19 protein-coding genes are annotated in these 22369 nt (G+C 44.6%); 14 read left to right on the top strand and 5 right to left on the bottom strand.

Going from position 1 to position 22369, the window contains the following annotated elements; all coding sequences use genetic code 11:
* Positions 1-9: 9 nt before the first annotated feature.
* Entirely contained in the window at positions 10-291 is a 282-nt protein-coding gene (locus J2T20_RS06015; protein ID WP_307586548.1) for a GNAT family N-acetyltransferase, read from the bottom strand.
* Between the two features lie 215 nt (positions 292-506).
* On the opposite strand from J2T20_RS06015, the gene J2T20_RS06010 reads away from it, so the two are divergent.
* From J2T20_RS06010 to J2T20_RS05985, 6 genes are all read left to right on the top strand, one after another.
* Positions 507-1112 (top strand): 50S ribosomal protein L25, encoded by a 606-nt coding sequence (locus J2T20_RS06010; RefSeq protein ID WP_307586546.1) that lies wholly within the window; start codon positions 507-509, stop codon positions 1110-1112.
* A gap of 394 nt (positions 1113-1506) precedes the next feature.
* The gene (locus tag J2T20_RS06005; protein WP_307586544.1) at positions 1507-3192 is read left to right on the top strand and encodes a glycoside hydrolase family 2 protein; all 1686 of its coding nucleotides are present in this window, start codon (positions 1507-1509) and stop codon (positions 3190-3192) included.
* Positions 3193-3328: 136 nt separating this feature from the next.
* Positions 3329-3958 carry a DUF4004 family protein gene (locus J2T20_RS06000; protein ID WP_307586542.1) on the top strand — a complete coding sequence of 210 codons (630 nt, stop codon included), beginning with the start codon at positions 3329-3331 and terminating at the stop codon, positions 3956-3958.
* A gap of 11 nt (positions 3959-3969) precedes the next feature.
* Positions 3970-4659: a hypothetical protein gene (locus J2T20_RS05995; RefSeq protein ID WP_307586541.1), complete on the top strand. Its 690-nt coding sequence runs from the start codon at positions 3970-3972 to the stop codon at positions 4657-4659.
* A complete protein-coding gene (locus J2T20_RS05990) occupies positions 4652-5323 on the top strand; it encodes a hypothetical protein (protein WP_307586539.1) in 672 nt (223 codons plus the stop codon). The genes J2T20_RS05995 and J2T20_RS05990 overlap by 8 nt, the downstream gene beginning before the upstream one ends.
* 28 nt (positions 5324-5351) lie before the next feature.
* Complete coding sequence (locus tag J2T20_RS05985; protein ID WP_307586537.1) at positions 5352-6893, top strand: MDR family MFS transporter; 1542 nt, start codon at positions 5352-5354, stop codon at positions 6891-6893.
* Between the two features lie 3 nt (positions 6894-6896).
* Here J2T20_RS05985 and J2T20_RS05980 read toward each other — a convergent pair whose 3' ends face one another.
* On the bottom strand, positions 6897-7526 hold the full coding sequence (locus J2T20_RS05980; RefSeq protein WP_307586535.1) for a GyrI-like domain-containing protein: 630 nt from the start codon (positions 7524-7526) through the stop codon (positions 6897-6899).
* Positions 7527-7740: 214 nt separating this feature from the next.
* Here J2T20_RS05980 and J2T20_RS05975 point away from each other — a divergent pair, with 214 nt between their 5' ends.
* The 6 genes from J2T20_RS05975 (at position 7741) to J2T20_RS05950 (ending at position 16489) form a co-directional block, all read left to right on the top strand.
* The gene (locus tag J2T20_RS05975; RefSeq protein WP_307586534.1) at positions 7741-8700 is read left to right on the top strand and encodes an ABC transporter permease; all 960 of its coding nucleotides are present in this window, start codon (positions 7741-7743) and stop codon (positions 8698-8700) included.
* Between the two features lie 14 nt (positions 8701-8714).
* Positions 8715-9611, top strand: a complete 897-nt coding sequence (locus J2T20_RS05970) for a carbohydrate ABC transporter permease (RefSeq protein ID WP_307586533.1) — start codon at positions 8715-8717, stop codon at positions 9609-9611.
* A gap of 97 nt (positions 9612-9708) precedes the next feature.
* Positions 9709-11544, top strand: coding sequence for an ABC transporter substrate-binding protein (locus J2T20_RS05965; protein WP_307586531.1), 1836 nt, complete (start codon positions 9709-9711; stop codon positions 11542-11544).
* Between the two features lie 124 nt (positions 11545-11668).
* Complete coding sequence (locus J2T20_RS05960) at positions 11669-13426, top strand: sensor histidine kinase (RefSeq protein WP_307586529.1); 1758 nt, start codon at positions 11669-11671, stop codon at positions 13424-13426.
* Entirely contained in the window at positions 13419-14825 is a 1407-nt protein-coding gene (locus J2T20_RS05955; RefSeq protein ID WP_307586527.1) for a response regulator transcription factor, read from the top strand. The genes J2T20_RS05960 and J2T20_RS05955 overlap by 8 nt, the downstream gene beginning before the upstream one ends.
* Entirely contained in the window at positions 14822-16489 is a 1668-nt protein-coding gene (locus J2T20_RS05950; protein WP_307586525.1) for an extracellular solute-binding protein, read from the top strand. The genes J2T20_RS05955 and J2T20_RS05950 overlap by 4 nt, the downstream gene beginning before the upstream one ends.
* Positions 16490-17449: 960 nt before the next feature.
* Here J2T20_RS05950 and J2T20_RS05945 read toward each other — a convergent pair.
* Positions 17450-17872: a MarR family winged helix-turn-helix transcriptional regulator gene (locus J2T20_RS05945; protein WP_307586523.1), complete on the bottom strand. Its 423-nt coding sequence runs from the start codon at positions 17870-17872 to the stop codon at positions 17450-17452.
* Between the two features lie 148 nt (positions 17873-18020).
* On the opposite strand from J2T20_RS05945, the gene J2T20_RS05940 reads away from it, so the two are divergent.
* Positions 18021-19481, top strand: a complete 1461-nt coding sequence (locus J2T20_RS05940; protein ID WP_307586521.1) for an MFS transporter — start codon at positions 18021-18023, stop codon at positions 19479-19481.
* Between the two features lie 75 nt (positions 19482-19556).
* Here J2T20_RS05940 and J2T20_RS05935 read toward each other — a convergent pair whose 3' ends face one another.
* A complete protein-coding gene (locus tag J2T20_RS05935) occupies positions 19557-20912 on the bottom strand; it encodes a PFL family protein (RefSeq protein WP_307586779.1) in 1356 nt (451 codons plus the stop codon).
* Positions 20913-20968: 56 nt separating this feature from the next.
* A complete protein-coding gene (locus J2T20_RS05930) occupies positions 20969-21238 on the bottom strand; it encodes an ACT domain-containing protein (protein ID WP_307586519.1) in 270 nt (89 codons plus the stop codon).
* A gap of 236 nt (positions 21239-21474) precedes the next feature.
* On the opposite strand from J2T20_RS05930, the gene map reads away from it, so the two are divergent.
* Complete coding sequence (map, locus tag J2T20_RS05925) at positions 21475-22221, top strand: type I methionyl aminopeptidase (protein WP_307586516.1); 747 nt, start codon at positions 21475-21477, stop codon at positions 22219-22221.
* The last annotated feature ends 148 nt before the right edge of the window (positions 22222-22369 follow it).

The following is a 22369-nucleotide window of genomic DNA, read 5'->3' as shown; positions in this document are numbered from 1 at the left end:
TACTAACGGTCATTCACTGCTAAGCACGTCTTGGTATTCTGGATGTTTCTTGAATTGATGAGCCGCATAGGAACATACCGGAACAATCTTCAATCCTTCATTTCGAGCCTTGTCTACTACAGCCTTAACCAGTTCTTCACCGGTACCTTGTCCGCGAAGTTCCTCTGAGACACGGGTATGTTCTATTACAAGAATTCCCGAATCCTGCTGGTGCTTGAATGTGATTTCCGCAAGATCTTTCTCTTCTCCAGCCACCCAAAAACGATCTTTCTCACTTTGAATTTGTACCATGTTTCATCACTCCCGCCATTTTAATTACCTTTATTTTACTACCCTGATTTGCAAAAAGCGAGGAGAGACAAGTAGGCATCTATTTTATTGTTAATTCAATTAACGTTTAATTGGGTCGAAATAGGGGTAATTTGATAATCAGATATCAGTTTATTTTAAATTCATATGTATAGCTAATATGGATTTCAATTAAATATTACTTAGGAGGAATTGTCATGAATACAACAGTACGTTTGACAGAAAGATCCGGATCAACTACTTCACAACGGAAAAAAGGCTTTGTACCAGTCGTTATCTACGGTGCAGGTTCAGATAGCCAATCTTTTACAGCGGACGCAAAAACAATCAATGAAATATTAGGAAAGAACCCGCGGGCGATTCTCAAAGTAGAGTTTCCGGGATCCGGTTCCAAGAATGTAGTTATCCAGGAGGTACAACGCCAGCCGTTATCAAAGCAGCTGCTTCATGTTGATTTTCAACAAATTGATATGAAGGCAGAGCTGGTTACCAAGGTAGCGTTCCATTTTACCGGTGAACCTATAGGTGTAAAGAACGGAGGCACCCAGCAAGTTGAATTGTATGAGTTGGATATTCGTACTCTCCCTGATAATCTGACGGCATCCTTTGATGTTGATATCAGCGGATTAGATATTGGTGATCAACTGTTGGTTTCCGAACTGCCTACGCATAAAGGATGGGAAGTATTGACCCCTGAAGACACACTTGTTCTTAGAATTGCGACTCCGGCTCATGAAGAGCCTGCTGAAGGTGAGACTGCTGCCGAACCGGTAGCTGCAGACGCCTCCGGTGAGGACAAGTAGTAAGTTAAATCCTAAACACGCATTTGGATAATTGAACGTTAAGGAGTAGACTAGTATCCGTAACAGGGGCTGTCTACTCTTTTTTAAGTGTATGAGTTTGGTTATTCTGGAATTGTGGATCTCCTATGTATTAAATGACAATAATTTGTCTCTCTCTCTTTTCTCCTAAGCTCGCCGCCACCGCAGATAGTTCATAAAGTTTTCGATCTCGATCAGTTCTGCTTCCGAATAATCGGATAAGTCGATTTTCCTTTAAAATTATATATGAACTTAGCAAAGATTTAACCGATTTTTTTGATAACAAGATTCGGTTAAGTCTATGGTTTATACAACGAATGGGTAGTAAACTTGGGAATAGATGGATTCTACCAATAATATACTTGGAGGTCTTACTATGCTTCGGCTATTTGATAGCAACAAAATAAGGCGGGTACGCGAGCTTGAAGGAGATTGGGATTTTCATCCATTAGATGCGGGACAAGAACTGCCTTCCATGTATAGCTACCGCTTACCGGTGCCCGGTTGCTGGGAGATGCATCCTAAGTTTTCTACATATCGTGGAAAAGGTGCATATCGTACAACGGTGAAAGTCGATAGAGAAGGTGCTATTCGACTAATCTTTAAAGGAATCAGCCATACCGGTGAAGTTTATTTGAACGGAATCAAAGTGGGTGAGCATTACAATGCCTATACCCCTTTTGATATCGTGGTTCCTAGTGTTAAGAGTGGTGAACATGAGCTTGCCGTTATCGTGGACAACTCTTTTAATAGTAATTCAGCACTTCATGTTCCTAATGACTATTATACATATGGCGGTATTATCCGGCCTGTTGCCGTTGAATTTATTCCGAATACCTTTGTTGAACGTATGGAATTCATGCCGAACTTATCTAATAACATCTGGGGTGCGGAGATAAAAGCGTATGTGAGGAATATTGGCGAAGAAGAGGCAATGCTTTACTTAAAAGGTAAGCTTGGCGGGATTACTTTGGATTTTGGGAAAAAGGCGTTGAATCCGGGCGAAACCGGAGTGTTCACCGTCAATCAAACGATTCCGGGGGTTATCCCTTGGAGCTCTAAGCAACCTCAATTGTATTTGCTGGAGCTTAATCTTCATTCGGAAGGAAATACGGAACCTGTGGATGATTTGATTGAGCGTGTTGGATTCCGTACTATAACTACAAAGGATGGCCGCATTCAGATCAATGGAGAGAATCTGATTCTAAAAGGCTTTAATCGGCATGAGGATCATGCGCTGGCAGGTGTAGCGATCCCTTACCCCTTAATGGTGCATGATCTGGAGCTTATGCTTGATATGGGAGCCAACTCGGTGCGTACCAGCCATTATCCTAACGATGAGCGGTTCCTGGATCTTTGCGATGAACGCGGCGTTTATATTTGGGAGGAAAATCATGCCCGTGGGCTCTCTATCGAGCAGATGCGCCATCCTTTATTCGAGAAGCAGTGTGAGGACTGCAACCGGGAGATGGTAGAGTCCCACTTCAATCACCCAAGCATCATTATGTGGGCGATCCTGAACGAATGTGCTAGTGATGTGCCGGAAGGGAAGGAGATGTACCGTGCACAACTTTCTCAAATCCGCAGGATGGATACTTCCAGACCCCTTACCTTTGCCTCGGATAAACGTGACAGGGAGTTGTGTTTTGAGCTTGCTGATATCGTTTCCTTTAATCTTTACCCGCTCTGGTACGGTGATGAAGATCCGGGTGAGCTAATGCAGCAGGCAAGGCAGTGGGCAGATGCTGCAGGGGGTTCAGGCAAGCCGATGATCATGAGTGAGTTCGGAGCCGATGGACATTATGGTCTCCGTGATCCTAGCAGGGTGAAGGGAACCGAGGAACGCCAATGTGATATCTTGGAACGTAATCTACAGGCTTATACTTCCTCAACTTTAATATCCGGAATGTTCATATGGCAATTCTGCGATTGCCGCGTGACCGAAGGGAATGGCTGGCTATTGGCTCGGGCCGGAACGCAGAACAGCAAGGGTGTGGTGGACAGATACCGCAGACCGAAGCTGGCATATGCCACGGTGAAAGAATATTTTACTAAACCTTAAATAGTTCATTGAAGAAGCAGATAGATCCTCCTACGGGAGGATCTATCTGCTTCTTTTTCATATCATATAATCGGTATGACATCTGGATTTACAGCGTAACAGTGTTATGTTACAATCCTCGCAAGGAGTGATTGAGATGGAAGAGGATTTAATCTCCAAAAAAGATCTGTTGGATTTAACCGGCATCTCTTACGGACAATTATACCGTTGGAAACGAAAGCAGCTTATACCGGAGGATTGGTTCATTCGAAAGTCCACGTTTACGGGCCAAGAAACCTTTTTTCCAAAAAAATTGATTCTAGCTCGTGTCCATAATATCTTGAATCTGAAGGATGATCTTTCATTAGATGACTTGGCAGGTAAATTGTCTGATAACTTCTCCTTTAGTACGCTTACACTATCCGCTGAAATGGCATTAGAACGTAACATTGTTTCGAATGTGACGATGAATAAATTTGGTGAGTGGCCAGGTGTGGGACGGGAGTATAATTTTGATCAATTACTGCATTTATACACGGTTGACAGTCTGTTGGGCAATGGTGAAATCAATCTAGAAGAGGCGGATCTTTTGCTGCAAACATTAAGACTTAGAACCCCTAGATTTGAGGGGAAGAATTATGATCTGTTTTTTATCCGTAAAATGGGCGTTTCTTCGTTCATCCTAGCCCCATCCCCCGCAGAGCTGTTATTTGATGAGGGTGTACGGCTTGTGACTAAAGTGAGTCTTGGAGATCTAATTGAGCAATTGAAGGGAAAGTTAACATGACGGGGGGACCAATGATGAATAAGAATCAACTGCCAGATATGATTATTAGCGGAGTTAGTGATGCAGCAGGTGGATCATATGACCAGGTGATCATCGATGGTGTTGGGAGAATAAAGGGTGCAGTAACATCCAGAGTTTTTAGGGGTAATGGGAATATTCATGTTATGGGTGATCTGGCAGCTGAAGAATTGGATTGTAACGGAACCATGAATGTAAGAGGGAATATAAGTTTCGATACCATGAGAGCGGATGGAATGTTTAAAGTCAAAGGTGCCCTGCGCGGTGAGCGTTTCAATCTTAATGGATTAATAAACATTCAGGGTAATTGTGAGCTTGAGGAATTTAAAGGTGAAGGTGGATTCACTATCGACGGTTTATTGAGTGCCGGGCATGTGGATTTCCAACTGCAGGGTTCTGGGAAAGCGCGGGAAATTGGAGTGGAAAGCATCGTTATCCTTCAAGCCAATATTGGGGTTTGGAGTAAGCTGTGGAGTGGGATCTTTCCGACATTCAAACCGGAACTGGTCACGGGCACGATTGAAGGAGATCATATTAATCTGGAATATACTACGGCTGAAATTGTCAGAGGCAATACGGTTATCATTGGCCCAGGCTGCAAGATTGGTCTTGTGGAGTATCGATCTGAGCTATCTGTACATCCTGCTTCAGTGATTGGAAAGGAGGAGAAGATCGGTGGCTGAACAAATCCGAAGTAACTTGAAAATAGTAGGAAATACAACCACATCGGGCGGATACTTCCGGCATGTAGGTGTGACTGGAGAATGTAAATTTACAGGAGATGTGGATTGTCAGAAATTGAGCTTGACCGGGGAGTTAAAAGTACTGGGGAATCTGCATGCAGATGAACTGAAGATTACCGGTGAATGTGCCATTGAAGGACGTGTGGAGGGCTCTTCCTTAAAAGGACGGGGTGAGCTTAAAATAGCCTCCGACCTAAAAATAGAAAGAATTAGATTCACCGGCAACCTGGCTGTAAAAGGACATTGTGAATCGGAGAACCTGCATATTTTTGGTGCGATTCAAGTTGAGGGCCTGCTCAGTGCAGACCAGTTGGAGATCGGACTATATGGGCCTTCCATCGCCAAAGAGGTAGGGGGAGGATCTATAATCATTAAACGAAGCACTGCAGCGAAGATTGTGGGACTCATGAAGCCAAGGCAGGATGCTTACTTTGTGGCTGAACTGATCGAAGGCGACCTAGTTGATCTTCAGAATGCTAAAGCTGGCATTGTCAGAGGTAAACATGTCATTATTGGTGCAGACTGTGAAATAAATACGGTAGAATACCTAGATACGCTGGAGATTCACAAGGGCGCTAAGGTAAGGCAGCAGATCAAGCTATAAAAGGATCACAGAACAAGGAGTGGAGTACATGAGTTCGGCAAAATCGCCCAATTTGGGCATTGTTATCGCAGGATTGCTACTAGGAATACTGATGGCCTCCATGGATAGCACGATTGTTGCTACAGCAATGGGTAATATTGTCGGTGAGCTTGGCGGAATGGATAAGTTCGTATGGGTGACCTCTGCTTATCTCGTTGCCGAGATGGCAGGAATGCCGATATTCGGTAAGCTGTCGGATATGTTTGGCCGTAAGAAGTTTTTTGTATTCGGCATTATTGTGTTTATGGCGGGCTCGGCGTTATGCGGCACCGCGGACAGCATTACTCAGCTGGCGACTTATCGAGCGATTCAGGGTATCGGAGGCGGAGCGCTTGTTCCGATTGCCTTTGCCATTATGTATGATGCTGTGCCCCTAGAATCACGAGGTAAACTCGGTGGTGCCTTCGGAGCGGTATTTGGTTTATCTAGTATATTCGGTCCTTTGCTAGGAGCTTATATTACAGACCATATTGCTTGGCAGTGGATATTTTATATTAATTTACCGCTTGGTATTTTGGCCTTTGTGATGGTTGTATTTTTCTACAAGGAATCCCATGAGCATTCCAAGCAGCGCATAGACTGGCTGGGAGCCGGCACTCTGTTAGGTGCGGTTATTTTTCTCATGTTCGCGCTGGAGTTAGGCGGCAAAGAATACGCTTGGGGGTCTTCTGTAATCCTCGGTTTGTTCGCAGCTTTTGCAGTGCTTACGGTTCTTTTCCTTTATGTAGAGACAAAGGCCGAAGAACCGATCATTTCTTTCAAATTATTCAAAAAAAGGCTATATGCCTTCAGCATCCTTGCCGCCTTGTTCAGTGGAGCCGCTTTTATTGTTGCTTCGGTGTATATTCCTATTTTCATCCAGGGTGTATTGGGCGGGTCTGCCACCAACTCGGGGTTGGTTCTGCTGCCGATGATGGTGGGCTCCGTAGTGACTGCTTCGATTGGCGGTGTGTTGATGACGAAGTTCAGTTATCGAAGTCTAATGATTCCAACATTGGCATTACTGGTGATAGGTACAGGATTGGTATCTACGCTTACCCCTGACGCTTCCCGAATGCTGGTTACGTTCTATATGATCCTGATTGGTCTTGGAATCGGTGCCTCCTTTTCTGTATTAAGTAATGCGGCAATACATGGTCTGACAGCTAATCAACGCGGGTCGGCCAGCGCGACTATGAATTTTATCCGCTCGCTTGGAATGACTTTGGGGATTACAGCCTTTGGAATTATCCAAAGCCATTATTTCACGGATAGTCTAAGTAAGCTTTTCACCGGAGGTGGGAGTGACGGCGCAGCAGCGGGCGGAGTTTTAGATTTTAAAGATCCTCATTCTTTACTCTCCAAGGATACCCGGGCTTTAATTCCACCCGAGATCCTTAGTAAAGTTACCGAAGGGTTATCTTCTTCGATTGTAAATACATTTGCATGGGCAGTAATACCTGCCGGTCTAGCCCTGTTGTTCTCTTTCTTTATGGGTCGGCAAAAGCTGGATGAAACCGCAGAAAGTTATGACCCAAGCTCCGGTCACTAGAGATTAACTAGTAGTTAAGTGAGCCTTGAATCGCAGAACCGTCTTTAGCTTATCCGGATGGGTTTTACGAGCATCGTTAAGATAGATCTCCTTGTGAGTGTGAGAAGTCCTTTGTAGACCGTTGTCAGTACAATATTGCTCCATTATAGCGAAACTGTGCGGCTCCTCATCGTAATGTCCGAGATGCAGCATCTGTATGCAAAGGCCTTCCTCTAGACTGCTAAAGGCTGCTACCTCTAACAGGGGGTGAGGTTTCTTACGTTTCACCATCTCAATCACTTCATCCGCCAGCTCGGAAGTAACAAAATCAGGTTGTCTAATCATTATGGTGTACAGCAGCTCGTCTTTATCGAGGGCTGTTTTTCTTTTGCCTTCCTCGGTTAAATCCCATATCCCTTCCAATGGAAAGATGGAGTATTCATAATATCCGTCTGGTACTTTCCCGCTTTTTGGCATCATTTTCACTCCATAAGATAGGGAGTAAAGGACACCGATGGCTTCAGCATAAGCCTCATGGTTAGGATTGCCTTTGCCGCTTATCATGAAGTAATTGAAGCTTGGTATCGTGAGGATCTCCGGTGCATTTTTAGGCTGGTACAGATGTTTATCTTGCTTCTTCCATTCGTATTTCAATAGATTCAACCTCCTCTAATAACGCTAAGATTATCATAACTAACTAGACAAGAGTATGTCAGGGTTTAGTTGAAAATGGTCATTTCTCCTGTGAAAATGGTTCACAAGAATCATACGATCCTCTCCTAAGGAAGTCCGTCTGTCACTCACCCCCAGGGTTTAGAAGCTGATAGGATGAAGGCGTAAACAAAATCTGGGTATAGGAGATTCCGCTATGGGGGTAACATCGGGTGAGCTTATTCGCAGTGTACAGCCGGTTAAGCGGCCGCGCAGGAAGATGGCGAACAAATTCAAATTGTTTTTCATGGCACTTCCGTTTCTTATTGTAACTTTTATATTTTACTATTTGCCGATTAGCGGATGGATTTATGCTTTCTATGATTTTATCCCCGGTATTCCGTTGTCGGACACCCCTTATGTAGGGTTGAAATGGTTCCGGACCATAGTGTCTAATCCGACCCAAACGGCGGAGGTCATGCGTGTTCTGAAAAACACGCTAGCGATGAGCTCACTGGGCTTAATTACCTCGGTTTTTCCGGTCATTTTTGCCATATTACTGTCAGAAGTCAAAGCAGGATGGTATCGAAAGCTTGTACAGACATTGACTACCATTCCGAACTTTATCAGTTGGATTCTGGTGTATGCACTCGCGTTCTCCTTATTTTCTGTAGATAACGGCGTCATCAGTCATATTCTTGTACAGTTTGGATTGGTGGGTGAAGACTTTAATTTCCTTGCCTCGAACTCTAACATTTGGGTTACGATGATTGCCTGGTACTGGTGGAAGTCACTAGGATGGGGAGCTATCTTATATCTTGCGGCTATCGCTGGGATCGATCAGGAATTATATGAGGCTGCAGAGGTGGATGGGGCGAGCCGATTTCGTAAAATCTGGCATATCACGGTTCCCGGTATTATTCCCACATTCTTTGTACTACTGCTCCTCTCGATCGGCAACTTGGTTAACAACGGAATGGAGCAATATTTTGCTTTTCAAAATGCCATGAATAAAGATTCGATAGAAGTACTGGACTTATACGTGTACAATATCGCATTCGCCAACAATTTCCCGTTCGCTACAGCCGTCAGTATGCTAAAGTCGGTAGTCAGCGTTGTTCTGCTGTTCGCAGCCAACACGTTGTCCAAAGTAGTTCGTGACGAGTCCATTATTTAAGCGGGGTGATCCAATTGAAAAGAAAAAAATTGAAGCCCGGCGAGGTTTTTTTTCAGAGCATAAACTATCTGCTCTTCGGATTGTTTACGCTGTCCTGCATTTATCCTTTCTATTATCTGTTCATCAATACGATCAGCTCCAATGATTTAAGCGCCGCGGGTTATATCAAATTCTATCCAAGGGATATTCATTTCGACAATTATTTCAAAGTCTTAAGTATAAGCGGCCTTAGTCATGCGGCACTCGTCTCCGTCTATCGAACCGTAGTTGGGACATTGCTAACTGTGGGCGCATCGGCCTTTCTCGGCTATCTCTTTACTAAGAAAGAAATGTGGGGCCGCCAAGTCTGGTACCGCAGCGTGGTAGTCACTATGTATTTCAGCGCCGGTCTGATTCCTTGGTATATCACAATGAATAATCTGCACCTGACCAACAACTATCTAGCGTATATTTTGCCATCGATTATTACACCCTTCAATATCATTCTAGTCAAAACCTTTGTGGAGGCGATTCCGCCCTCGTTGGAGGAATCAGCCTCCATGGACGGCGCGGGTTACATACGGGTGTTCTGGAGTATCATTATTCCGCTAACTACACCTATTCTGGCTACGATTACGATTTTCTCCGCGGTGAATCAGTGGAACTCCTTCATAGATACTGCCTTTCTAATGACGGATACCAAATATTTCACACTGCAATTTCTATTATGGCGCTACTTAAATGAATCCAGCTCACTAGCCGCGTTAATTCGCAATTCGCCGGACATGGCGGCCAGTATTCAGAATATGCAGACCCCAACCTCCGTGAGAATGACCGTTACGATGATTGTCGTATTGCCGATTCTCATAGTTTATCCGTTCTTCCAGCGTTTCTTTGTGAAGGGAATTATGATCGGTGCTGTAAAGGGTTGATCGTTATAAGCCCGAATGTAAAACCGAGGTTGAGTTTGTCTCCGCCAGAAAGCGGGGTTGGACTATATGAAGCTATTTAAGGGAGGGGTACAAAGCAATGAGAGTAAAAAAGATATCGCTGCTTATGCTGGCCGCAATCCTCGTGTTTGTCTTGTCATCTTGCAGTGGGGGGAATGGTAACTCTGCGAATTCGAACAAAGAAAACAATGCAGGTAAGCCGACAGCAGCAGCCACGGATTCAGCTAAGGAAACAACCGCTCCATCTGATGGTTCGCTCGATCATTCGAAGCCGTTGAAGCTGACGGTGTTCTCTACAACCGCCAATTATGCCGGCCCGCAAACCGGATGGTTCGCTAAAATTATCAAAGATAAATTCAACATTGAGATGGAGATCGTCGCGTCGAACTTGACGGGTGGGGATACCAAAATTTCGGCCATGATGGCTTCCGGTGATCTCGGAGATATTATCATCTTCGGGGACGACAAGAACCATTATCCGAACGCAATAAAAGGTAAGCTGCTATTGGACTGGACTCAGGACGGTCTACTAGATACGTATGGAAAAGACATTTCTCAGGCTTTTCCTAAAGCGGTGGAGAAAGCTAAAGTTGCCTTTGGCGGCGGTTCATCCGTTTTCGGAATGGGGAACAGTGTGGCTACCAACCCTACAGGACCGTCTGAAGGTAAAGATATGACATGGGGCCCGGATCTTCGGTGGGATTTATACCAACAGATCGGCGCGCCTGAGATTACGAAGATTGAAGATTATCTCCCTGTCCTGAAGAAAATGCAGGAATTAGAACCCAAAAATGAGCAAGGCAAGAAGACTTATGCGTTCTCACTCTGGTCCGACTGGGACGGCAATTATAAAATGACATTGGCGAAACAATTCGCCAACATGCTGGGGTATGATGAGATCCCGGATACTGCACTATATGTTAAAGCAGATGAAGAAAAATACTACGATTTTCTATCTGATGACAGCTGGTATATGAAATCTCTGAAGCTATACTTTGACGCCAATCAGATGGGTTTGCTAGACCCGGATTCATTAACCCAAAAGTTTGATGATGTTGTAGCCAAATACAAGGATGGACGTCTGCTATTCTCCTGGTTCCCATGGCTCGGAGCGGCAAACTACAATACACCGGAAAGAACAGCGGAAGGAAAAGGCTTCGCACTTGTACCCTTCAAGGATGAGCTAATGTACTCAACAGGCTTCAACGTATACGGCGGTAACGGAATTATTTCCATTGGTGCCAAAGCGAAGGAACCTGCTCGGATCATGGAGTTTATCGACTGGATGTATACACCGGAAGGTGCAATGATTTCGGCAGGCAGTGGTACCGCAGTTCCGAATGGTCCACAGGGCCTTACTTGGGATTTGGACAGCAGTGGGAAACCTATAGTCACAGACTTTGGCTGGCAGGCTTTTACCGATCAGCAAAATACTCAAGTTCCTGCAGAATATGGCGGCGGTGACTATTACTATGGCTCGAATCAAATGAACTTCTCCTTTGTTGTTCCTGCGATGGTGAACCCGGATAATAACGAACCGTATGATCATAATTTGTGGACGACAACCCTGCAGCGGAATCCTTCGAAGCTGGACAGTGACTGGAGAACGAAGATGGGCGTGCTGACACCTAAGGAATATTTTGAAAAGAATAATCTCCTGGCTGTTGCGCCACAAGGCTTCACCGGCAAAGAACCGCTGATGATGGACAAAACATTAGAACAAAAGAATAAACAAATCGGTACAGTGATTCAGCAGTTCTCCTGGAAAATGGTTTTTGCTAAAGATCAGGCTCAGTATGACAAGCTAAATAAGCAAATGCATGATAAAGTTAACGGTTTGGGTTATGCAGATGTTATAGATTTCTCTGTTAAAAAGGCAGAAGAACTTTTTGAAGCTCGTAAAAGCGTACAATAGTGCTGGATCATAACTAACCATAAGGCAGGGCGGCATGTAGGCTGTTCTGCCTTATTATTTTCAGAGATCGATAAATCTGATATGCTTAAGGAAGTAATTAAAGCGGTTACAAGAAGGCGGGAAGATGAGAAAGATGGTACTGGCGACTCTGCTTAGAAACACCCGGGCGAAAGCATCTTTGCGTAAAACGTTGGTTATTTATCTGATCGTCGGCAGCCTGTTGCCGGTTCTGCTTGTCGGGATTGTGACCTATACTTCTATTTACTCTATACTTACTGGAAAAATCGGCAACGGGATTAGTGCAAGCTTGAAGCAGGAAGCGTTTAGCCTGGAGAATGCCATCGATAATCTTGATTTCGCGTCCAAGCAGTTTGCGCTAGATGGCCAAATTGTTAAAGAGATGTCCTCCTTTCTTGAAGCCAAGCAAATTTATCTCAAATCTCAGATCATGAACTCTATCAACCAAAAGATCAATTTGGTTAATTTCACGAACCCGTATATTGGACTGACTGCCTATATTATGCCGGATTCGCAAGACCCGGTGTTATTCACGAATATGAGCACAAGACGGAATTTCAAAGTGGACTCTCTGCCTGTCTTTATGCGCTACAACGGAGCGGATTATTACGGACCCCATGGAACAATGTATGCCGTCGGTGATAATCTCGTCTTCTCCGAGAAGCGTATAGTAAGAGTATCCGGTCAACACCCGCTATATATTTATTTGGAAACCAATTATAGTTTGTTCCGCAAGATTTTCAATCAGGAAGCCTATGGAATGAAAGTGAACCATCTGCTGGTTAATCAGCAAGGAAACATAAAGGTTGTCATAGATGGTAAATTACCTTCTGAAATTGTAAAAGCGGCCGGTGAAAGCTCAGATCTTCAGCATGAAGAGATAAGCGGCTATCATCTATTCCGTTATCAAAGTCCTCAAGGATGGCAGCTTGTTGCTGTCGTCAAGAAGTCGGTTTTTAACAGTGAAATTAACGCTTGGGTTTACAAAATGATTGTGCTAATCCTATCTACGCTATTGTTCGCCGGATTTCTGGCATTTCTAATATGGAAAAGAATCTACGGTCCGTTGCGCAAGGTTAACCTCGAAATCATCCGAATGGCGGAGAATGTGACCGTACCGGTATCCTACACAAACGTTGTGGAATTTGACCTTGTACTAAACAACTTTCAGCAAATGAAGGATCAGGTCAATGCATTGATTCTCGCAGTAGCTAATAATGAGAAGCAGAAAAGCAAGTTTGAAATCGAGAAACTGCTCAGTCAGATTAACCCGCATTTTTTACATAATACCTTAAATACGGTTCAGTGGCTGGCACGCTTAAACGGTCAGAAAGAGATTGATAAGCTGGTAACTTTGTTGGTAAAAGTCTTGCATTATAATCTGGGTAAACAAAGCATCATTGTCACAGTGGGCGAGGAAATTGAAGCCATCCGCAATTATATGGAGCTGCAACGTATCCGTTACGACTATGAATTCGAATTCAATGTGAAGGTAGATAATCAAGTGATTTCCGCAGCCGTTCCGCGATTTCTACTTCAGCCGTTGGTGGAGAATTCCATCTACCATGGTCTAAGTGACAACGGAAGTGTAGACGTAATTATTACGGCACATGGCCCTACAGAAGTGCTTCTATGTGTTAAGGATAACGGTACCGGTATAGAGCCTGCACTTATGGAGCAATTACTCTCTGATGATGACGAAGCTAAGAAACGAGGGCTTGGGATCGGATTCTCTTATGTGAACCGGATGCTGAAGACTTATTACGGCGACCAGATGAAACTTGAAATATTAAGCATACCCGGAGAGGGAACTACCGTATCTATCATTATCCCGATAAAAAGTAAGGAGGACTTCGATGATTAGAGCTGTAGTAGTGGATGATGAGAGACTTGTACGCAAAGGCTTTATTTCTATGATCGATTGGTCATCATTCGGCGTAGTCATTGTCGGGGAAGCGGGTGACGGTAAATCAGCTTTGGAGCTGTTAGAACATAAAGAGGTGGATCTGCTATTTGTTGATATTACGATGCCGGGAATGTCCGGCTTTGATCTGATACGAATCGTTCGACAAAAATATTCCGGTATTCGTTCGGTTGTGCTTACCTGTCATCATGAATTCGATTATGTGCAAGAGGCGATGCGGCTAGGCGCAGTTGACTATATCGTCAAAACACTGCTTGAAATGGAAAATGCAGATGAAGTTATCGGGCGTTTAGTCGAACGGATCAAATGGGAGGACGGTAACCTTGAAGCGATGATTCGCGGGGAAGGAAAGCGGATGGCTGCGGATAAAGCTATGGTCTATCTCCCCTTAGGGACAGCTGTTAATGAGGAAGAACTGTATCAGTTATCTATAGTTAGGAATAATCCGTTAATCACCTTTCAAGATATGTGGCTGACTCCTCTGCACCAACGAATGCAGGAGGAAGATGGGGAACGTGAGCGGGCTATTCATCTTGGAGGACGGTGGCAGACGGTATTAATCAGTGGCCTGCGGGATCAACCGCTGGAAGAAATCGAGGCCATCTTTACAGCTAAGTTGCAGCATGCTTTATTCTACATCGGTAGCGCGGAGGAGCTGACCTCTCTGGATTATAAGGAGTTGAAGGAGTCAGCTTTCTCTCCGAAATCCACACAGATAAGCCATGACATCCTCACTCAAGCGGAGGACCTAAAATGGAGTATCGATGGCATGTCGTGGGATATATTTATGCAAGAGATTATTCTCCAGAAACCTGATTATGAACGTTTTCCTGCTTTTGGAAAATCATTATGCCGGAGCTGGGGTTCGCTGCTTCTGAAATCGGAGGAAGCCCGGCAATTGGAGGAGGACCTGAGCCGGAATAGAAACTGGTGTCATTGGAAGCATTGGCTGCGGCGTTTCTCCGATAGGATTCAACGCAGGATGATTGAACTGAGTTTGACGAAAGAGGTAATGACTTGCCTGATTAAGGCAGTGATCTATATGAGAGAACAAGCCGGCAACAAAATCAATCAAGGGGATGTAGCAGCCGCCATAAATATGAGCCGCGGTTATTTTAGTCAGTGTTTTGCCAAATTTGCCGGTGAGACCTTTGGAGAAAGTCTGCGGGGAATGAGGCTGGATCTTGCCAAGTCTCTTTTGCAGGACACGACTGTATCCATCTGCGAGGTAGCTTCCCGCTCCGGCTTCGAGGATGATCGTTATTTCAGCCGATTGTTCCGAGAACGGGTAGGGAAGCTGCCTAGTGAGTTTCGGGCGGACGGGATGGGGAAAATATGAATCGGATAAAACTCCTGATATGCCTGTTAGTGTTGTCTCTTGGTGGATGCAGAGGAGACAATGAATCGGAGGGACATTCTGCACAACTAAATAAAAACGACAATTCTATCGAAACAAATGCTTATGGAAAATATATAGATCCGGTAGTCCTGCGCATCGGCTTCAAGGTTCCTGATTCCAAGCTGAATACAGGTGACAGCAATGATAACAATCCCATATCTCGTTATCTGGAAAGCATTACGAATATCAAAGTAGTCCATACCTGGGAAGCAAAGGGGGAGGATACTTTTACCCAAAAGGCGCAATTATCCATCGACAGTAATGACTTACCAGACGCTATGATAGTGAACCGTAATCAATTATGGATGCTGATCGATAATGATATGATCGAGGATTTAACTCAAACTTATAAGGATTATGGTTCCCAATTAATTAAGGATATGTATGAATCGACCAAAGGAGAGGCATTAAACGATGCCAGCCGGGATGGAAAGCTTTATGGGCTCCCCAATGTGGCGATCAACGCGGATTCTCCCTCACTCCTCTGGATTCGCCAGGACTGGTTGGAGAAATTGAATCTACAACCGCCGAAGAATCTCGATGATATTGAAGCCATCGCCAAGGCTTTTATAGACAAGGACCCTGACGGTAACGGGAAAAGGGATACGGTCGGCCTCAGCGGCTACAAAAATATCGTGTATGGCACGAAGCCGCATGCGAACGGCCTGGATTCTCTATTTAGCAGCTATCATTCCTTTCCAACCAATTGGATTAACGACAGCAACGGCAATATTATCTATGGTTCCATAACACCTGAGACCAAAGAAGCGCTTGCCAAGCTAGCCAACTGGTACAAGAGAGGGTTAATTGACCCTCAGTTTGCACTGTATAAGGAGACCCAGGAGCCCATCATTAACGGAAGATCTGGCATGTTTTTTGGTCCTTGGTGGATGCCTTTTTATCCCTTGTCTGAAGCGGTGGCCCTAGATATGAAAGCAGAATGGAGGGCCTATGCGGCTCCACTTGATGTGGATGGGAAATTCATAACACACATGGCTCCTGTCACGGACCGATATTTGGTTGTACGCAAAGGTTATGAGCATCCAGAAGCAGCTGTGAAGCTGTTGAATGTTTTTACCAGGCTAGAACGTAGACAGGATCCCAACAAAGAGGGAGTTAGAGAACTGGATGACTTTTCTGCGCAAACGGGTATTCAGCCCCGCGCCTACTATCCTTTCGATCTCCTGATAGATTTCTCGGATGCTATTGAAAAGCATTATGCGGATATTCAACAGACGTTGCACGGCAAGATTGACCCCGATATGCTTGATACGGAGACACGAAAGTTATATGAGCAATGGATTGCAGAGGAGGAACAGCCGAAGAAAAATATGGAAGGCTGGAAGGCTGTAAATGCCTATAAATATGGAGCAGCTATATTATCCTCCACCCCAATTGAAGGAATCCGCAGCGTTTTTTACGGGAATACCCCGATTATGAAAAGCAAGTGGGATAATCTTATGAAGCTTGAGAGCGAAACCTTTCTGAATATTATTGTCGGCGATGCCCCGATCAGTGACTTCGACCATTTTGTTGCCCAATGGAAAAAGCTTGGCGGGGACGAAATTACTAAAGAGGTAACGGAGATTGTAGGCAGGAAATGATCTGTGGGCTGTAACTTACTTTCCTCGCTGCCCATGCCAACAAATAATGCCTGCCCGCAGAACTAATCTGCGGGTTTTTGTTTTTCTAACACTTGTTTCTTCCTCAAACCGACTACTGTCAATACGCTCGAACAACAACTCAAGGAAATGGATTTGTCGATGTGGGAGGAACTGAGGTCAACCTCCGAATGGCGATCCGGCTGAATGAAATGTAAAAGTACAATTGAATCCGCCCAAATGGAGCGATTCGGCTAAATGAAATGTAAAAGTACAATTGAATCCGCCCAACTGGTGCGATCCGGCTGAATGAAATGTAAAAATACAATTGAATCCACCCAAATGGAGCTATTTGGCTAAATGAAATGTAAAAATACAATTAAATCCGCCCAACTGGTGCGATCCGGCTAAATGAAATGTAAAAATACAATTGAATCCGCCCAAATGGAGCGATTCGGCTGAATGAAATGTAAAAGTACAATTGAATTCGCCCAAAGGGAGCGATCCGGCTGAATGAAGTGTAAAAATACAATTGAATTCGCCCAAAGGGAGCGATCCGGCTGAATGAAGTGTAAAAGTACAATTGAATCCGCCCAAATGGAGCGATTCGGCTGAATGAAGTGTAAAAGTACAATTGAATCCGCTCAAATGGTGCATTCCAGCTGAATGAAGTGTAAAAATACAATTGAATTCGCCCAAAGGGAGCAATCCGACTAAATGAAGTGTAAAAGTACAATTGAATCCACCCAAATGGAGCGATTAGGCTAAATGAAATGTAAAAGTACAATTGAATCCGCCCAAATGGTACGATCCGGCTGAATGAAGTGTAAAAATACAATTGAATTCGCCCAAAGGGAGCGATCCGGCTGAATGAACTGTAAAAATGCAATTGAATCCGCCCAAATGGAGCGATTCGGCTGAATGAAGTGTAAAAGTACAATTGAATTCGCCCACATGGTGCAACTAATCCGTAGGATTCTCGCTGATCTTTTGAAGCAAAGCAACGAGCTGTGCCTCTTCGTCGACTGTTAGATTACGGGTAAGGTTGCGATTTAATTCATTCAAGATGGATTGAAGTATGGGGACGAAATCTAGGGCTTTGTCCGTGGGATGGAGAAGGTAGGAACGGCGGTCCTTAGGGTCTCTTTTCCGTTCAATATAACCAGATTCCTCAAGTTGCTTCACGGAGCGGGCTGTTGTGGCTTTATCGAATTTTAGCTCATGTGTTAGTAGATCCTGCGTGATCCCGGGGTGATTCAATATCAATTTGAGAAAACTATGCTGTCCGCCGCTGCCAATCCCGTAAGGCATTAATTCTTTGACCAGTGTTTTTTGGTTTTGGCGATGGAGATGGGAGATCAGCTTTCCGATAGGTTCTGTTTTCATTAGGACACCTCTTTAGCAATTCAATCGATATAAGCAACTGTGAACAAAATTCTACAACATAGTTGTTGCATACGCAACTAATATGCTGTAGACTGTGAATTACTAGTTTGTTGCGTGCGCAACTATATGATAAAAAGAGGTGGCAATTATGAGCTCAATCGGCGCAACCTACCAAGAGGATGCGGGAATTCAGAAGAAACGCTGGATAATTTTAATTGTCTTAAATTTATTTACCTTCATGGCAACACTTGATGGGAGCATCGTTAATATTGCCTTGCCTGTACTTTCGAAGGAGCTAAACCTGCCAATGGCGCAAATCGAGTGGGTCACAACTGGCTATCTAATGGCGATTTGTGCGGCGGTACTGTTCTTCGGAAGGCTAGGGGATATCATAGGCAAGATTCGGATTTTTAAAATAGGCACGATTATTTTTATCATCGGTTCTCTGCTGTGTGGACTTAGTTCAAGCTTACCGGTATTAATTGCTTCCCGGATTATTCAAGCCATGGGAGCATCAATGACGATGGCGAATAGCCATGGGATAGTGACGGATATTTTCCCAACCACTGAGCGCGGTAAAGCGCTGGGTTTTATCGGAGCCTTTGTCTCATTGGGAAGTATTGCAGGTCCTAGCTTAGGCGGTATTATTGTTTCTACTTTGGGCTGGGAGTATATTTTTTGGGTGAACCTCCCGATAGGGCTGATTGCTATTGTTCTGGGATGGAAGGTCTTACCGAAGGATCTAGTCAAGGTTAAAGCCAAAATCGACATTCCTGGCAGTATGCTTTTCGCTGTATTTATTGTAACTTTGTTTGCCGGTCTTTTACTGGGACAACAGCTGGGCTACGGGGACAATCGTATTATAACCGCACTGAGTATAGCAGGTGTAGCATTCATCACTTTTATATGGGTGGAACTGCACAGACCGCAGCCGTTGCTGCAGCTGTCTTTATTCAGAAATCCGCTGTTTTCTTTAAGCATTCTTTGTGGTTTTCTTGTCTTCGCCGCGAATTTTTGTTTTAACATTATTGCACCTTTTTATGCGCAGAACATGCTGAATTTATCCCCTTTTTATGCGGGCTTTCTGCTTATGCTGCTGCCGATATCGATGGTTATTGTAGCGCCAATCAGTGGTGCTTTATCTGATAAAGTGGGTTCGGAGCTCCTCACGTTTGCTGGATTGGCCGTTATGGTCACCGCACAATTTGGTTTAGCCCAGCTTCATGCCGGTAGTTCTGTGATTCTTGTCGGATTATGGATCACGATGCTTGGGATAGGCAGTGGTTTATTTCAATCTCCGAATAATTCACTCATCATGTCCACGGTCCCTCGAACACAGCTGGGCTCTGCGGGAAGTGTCAATTCCTTGGTTCGTAATATAGGTATGGTTGTCGGCATCACGATTGCTACCACCATCCTATTTAGTGTTATGAGCAGCAATGCGGGCTACCGTGTAACAGGACTAATACCGGATCGGCCGGAACTTTTTCTAGAGGGAATGCATGTTGTATTTGTAACCTCGGCGACGATATGCTTAGCGGCTGCGTTGCTGACAGGCTGGCGGTTAGTGGGTGCGAGAAGAACCAAAAAAGTCGAAGCTGAAGTATAGAACTTTTTGAATTAAAAAGAAGAGCTGCCTCTCCTGATAACAGGCTGAGGTGGCTCTTCTTGTGTAACACTTAAATTAATTCTTGAAGCTGTGAATCGGAGCAGGGATACGTCCGCCTCTGTTAATGAAATTCGCGCAGTTGAAGCCGTTAACCGCCATCACCGGAGCATAACCCAGAAGTCCGCCGAACTCAACCATTTCGCCTACATCCTTACCAATGACCGGGATTACGCGTACGGCAGTTGTTTTGTTGTTAACCATTCCGATCGCTGCTTCATCGGCAATGATTCCGGAGATCGTTTCTTTAGAAGTACTGCCTGGAATCGGGATCATATCCAAGCCTACCGAGCATACACAAGTCATCGCTTCGAGCTTCTCCAGTGTGAGTGCACCGCGTTGAACAGCCTGAATCATGCCATGATCTTCACTGACCGGAATGAATGCACCGCTGAGTCCTCCAACATAGGAAGAAGCCATAACGCCACCTTTTTTCACATTATCATTCAAGATAGCCAGAGCGGCTGTGGTTCCTGGAGCACCTGCTTCTTCAAGGCCCATGACCTGGAAGATTTCGGCAATGGAATCCCCGATTTCCGGTGTAGGAGCTAGAGATAAATCAATGATTCCGAAGGGAACGCCCAATCGTTTGGAGGCTTCCTGAGCCACAAGTTGTCCTACGCGGGTCACCTTGAAGGCGGTACGTTTGATCGTCTCGCACAAGGTTTCGAAATCCTGCCCTTTTACTTCCTCCAATGCCCGCTTAATTACACCGGGACCGCTGACTCCGACATTAATTACACATTCCCGCTCGCCCACACCATGGAATGCACCTGCCATAAAGGGATTGTCCTCGACCGCATTGCAAAAGACTACCAGCTTAGCGCAGCCGATTGAATTTCTGTCTTTGGTACGTATTGCTGTCTGGAGAATGATATCCCCCATTAGCTTCACAGCATCCATATTGATTCCACTGCGGGAGGAGCCAACATTAACGGAAGAACAGACTCTTTCGGTAACGGCTAACGCTTCAGGGATACTGTCAATCAGAATTCGATCACCTTTGGTGCAGCCTTTTTGCACAAGTGCGGAGAATCCGCCAATAAAATTGACGCCGACTTCTTTCGCAGCCTTGTCCAATATTTCAGCTACAGGAACATAGGTGTCGGTCTTAATTGCACCTGCGGCAATACCGATGGGCGTTACTGAAATCCGTTTATTAACAATGGGAACACCGAATTGCCGTTCCAGATCCTCACCGGTTTTTACCAGCTTCTCTGCTGATTTAGTGATTTTGTCGTATACATTTTGATTGAAGATGCGCATATCCGTATGAGCACAGTCCATGAGGCTGATTCCCATGGTGATGGTACGTACATCCAGATTCATTTCACGGATCATTTTATTCGTTTCCTGTACTTCCACGAGTGAAATCATCGAAATCCTCCTCTAGTTGGGCAAGTTTTAGCTGATGAACGATAGCCGCGACTCTAAATTCGGTGCATAATATTAAAAATATCTTCGTGCTGGAGCTTAATCTCTACACCAATGGCTTCGCCTACCTGCTGCAACTCTTCGACAATGTTCTCAAATGGCTGGGTTGCACCGGAAATATCCACAATCATCATCATATTAAAATAGTCCTGAACAATCGTTTGAGAAATATCCAATATGTTCACCTGATGCTCGGCCAGATACGTACATACCTTGGCGATAATACCCACCTTGTCTTTTCCTAAAACAGTAATGATCCCCTTCACTCCGTAAACCTCCCTATTTCTATATTCTTTCTTCAACTTCCTACAATGGCATTGACCATTTCAACTATTATGGCAAAAGGTATAAGAAGGTTCAACAAAAGGTTTTGTGACGGATGGTTTTTGTTGAGTTGGATTTTTCTTAGTTTTCTTTCATAATATAAAGAGTAGTGAAGGGTTTAACACCATAATCATGAGCCATTATCAAAAATAATGTGTTCTGCAAAAGAGGCGAATTTATGATCATTATCAAAACTATGGAGGAAATCGAAAAAATGCGGGCGGCTGGTAAAATCCTTGCGGAATGTCACCGGCAAATAGAAAAGATGCTTAGACCCGGTATTTCAACTTGGGAAATTGACCAGTTTGCAGAGAATTTTATACTCTCTAAAGGAGCTACTCAGGAGCAGAAGGGATATCACGGCTACCCTTATGCAACTTGTGCATCAGTAAATGATGTCATATGCCATGGATTTCCGAAACACGAACCCCTTCAGGAAGGGGATATAGTCACTATCGACATGGTGGTGAATCTGAATGGCTGGTTGGCAGATTCCGCCTGGTCCTATGGAATTGGAACGATTAGCGATACGGCTGCCAAGCTGCTTCAAACGACAAAGGAATCCTTATTTAAGGGAATCGAACAAGCGGTAGCCGGGAACCGGATTGGCGATGTCGCGCATGCGATCCAAGTGTATGCTGAGTCTAACGGCTACTCGGTGGTTCGTGATTTTATCGGTCACGGGATAGGCTCTGAAATGCATGAAGCACCGCAGGTTCCTCATTACGGACCGGCAGGTAAAGGACCGCGGCTCAAAGAAGGGATGGTATTTACCATTGAACCCATGCTGAATACAGGCAGCTTCCGGACGCGCATTGACGCAGACGGCTGGACAGCCCGTACCATCGACGGTGGTTTGTCAGCCCAATATGAGCACACCTTAGCTATTACTCCTGAGGGCACGATTATACTAACAGAGCTTTAATAAATACTTGTATTTTTTGCAAGCGCGGCAGTTTCCCTTGTGACCTGTCCGCGTTTTTTTGTATGTACAGGTGTGAAGAAGTAAGGAATTGACAAAACTTAATAATTGACAATATATAAAAAACGTGGTTACCTAAAATGTTGACAAC

The organism is Paenibacillus wynnii, assembly GCF_030812855.1.
In the GTDB taxonomy this organism is placed as follows: domain Bacteria; phylum Bacillota; class Bacilli; order Paenibacillales; family Paenibacillaceae; genus Paenibacillus_AQ; species Paenibacillus_AQ wynnii_A.
The sequence above is the reverse complement of the archived record's forward strand: the minus strand, read 5'-3'. Positions and strand labels throughout refer to the sequence as shown.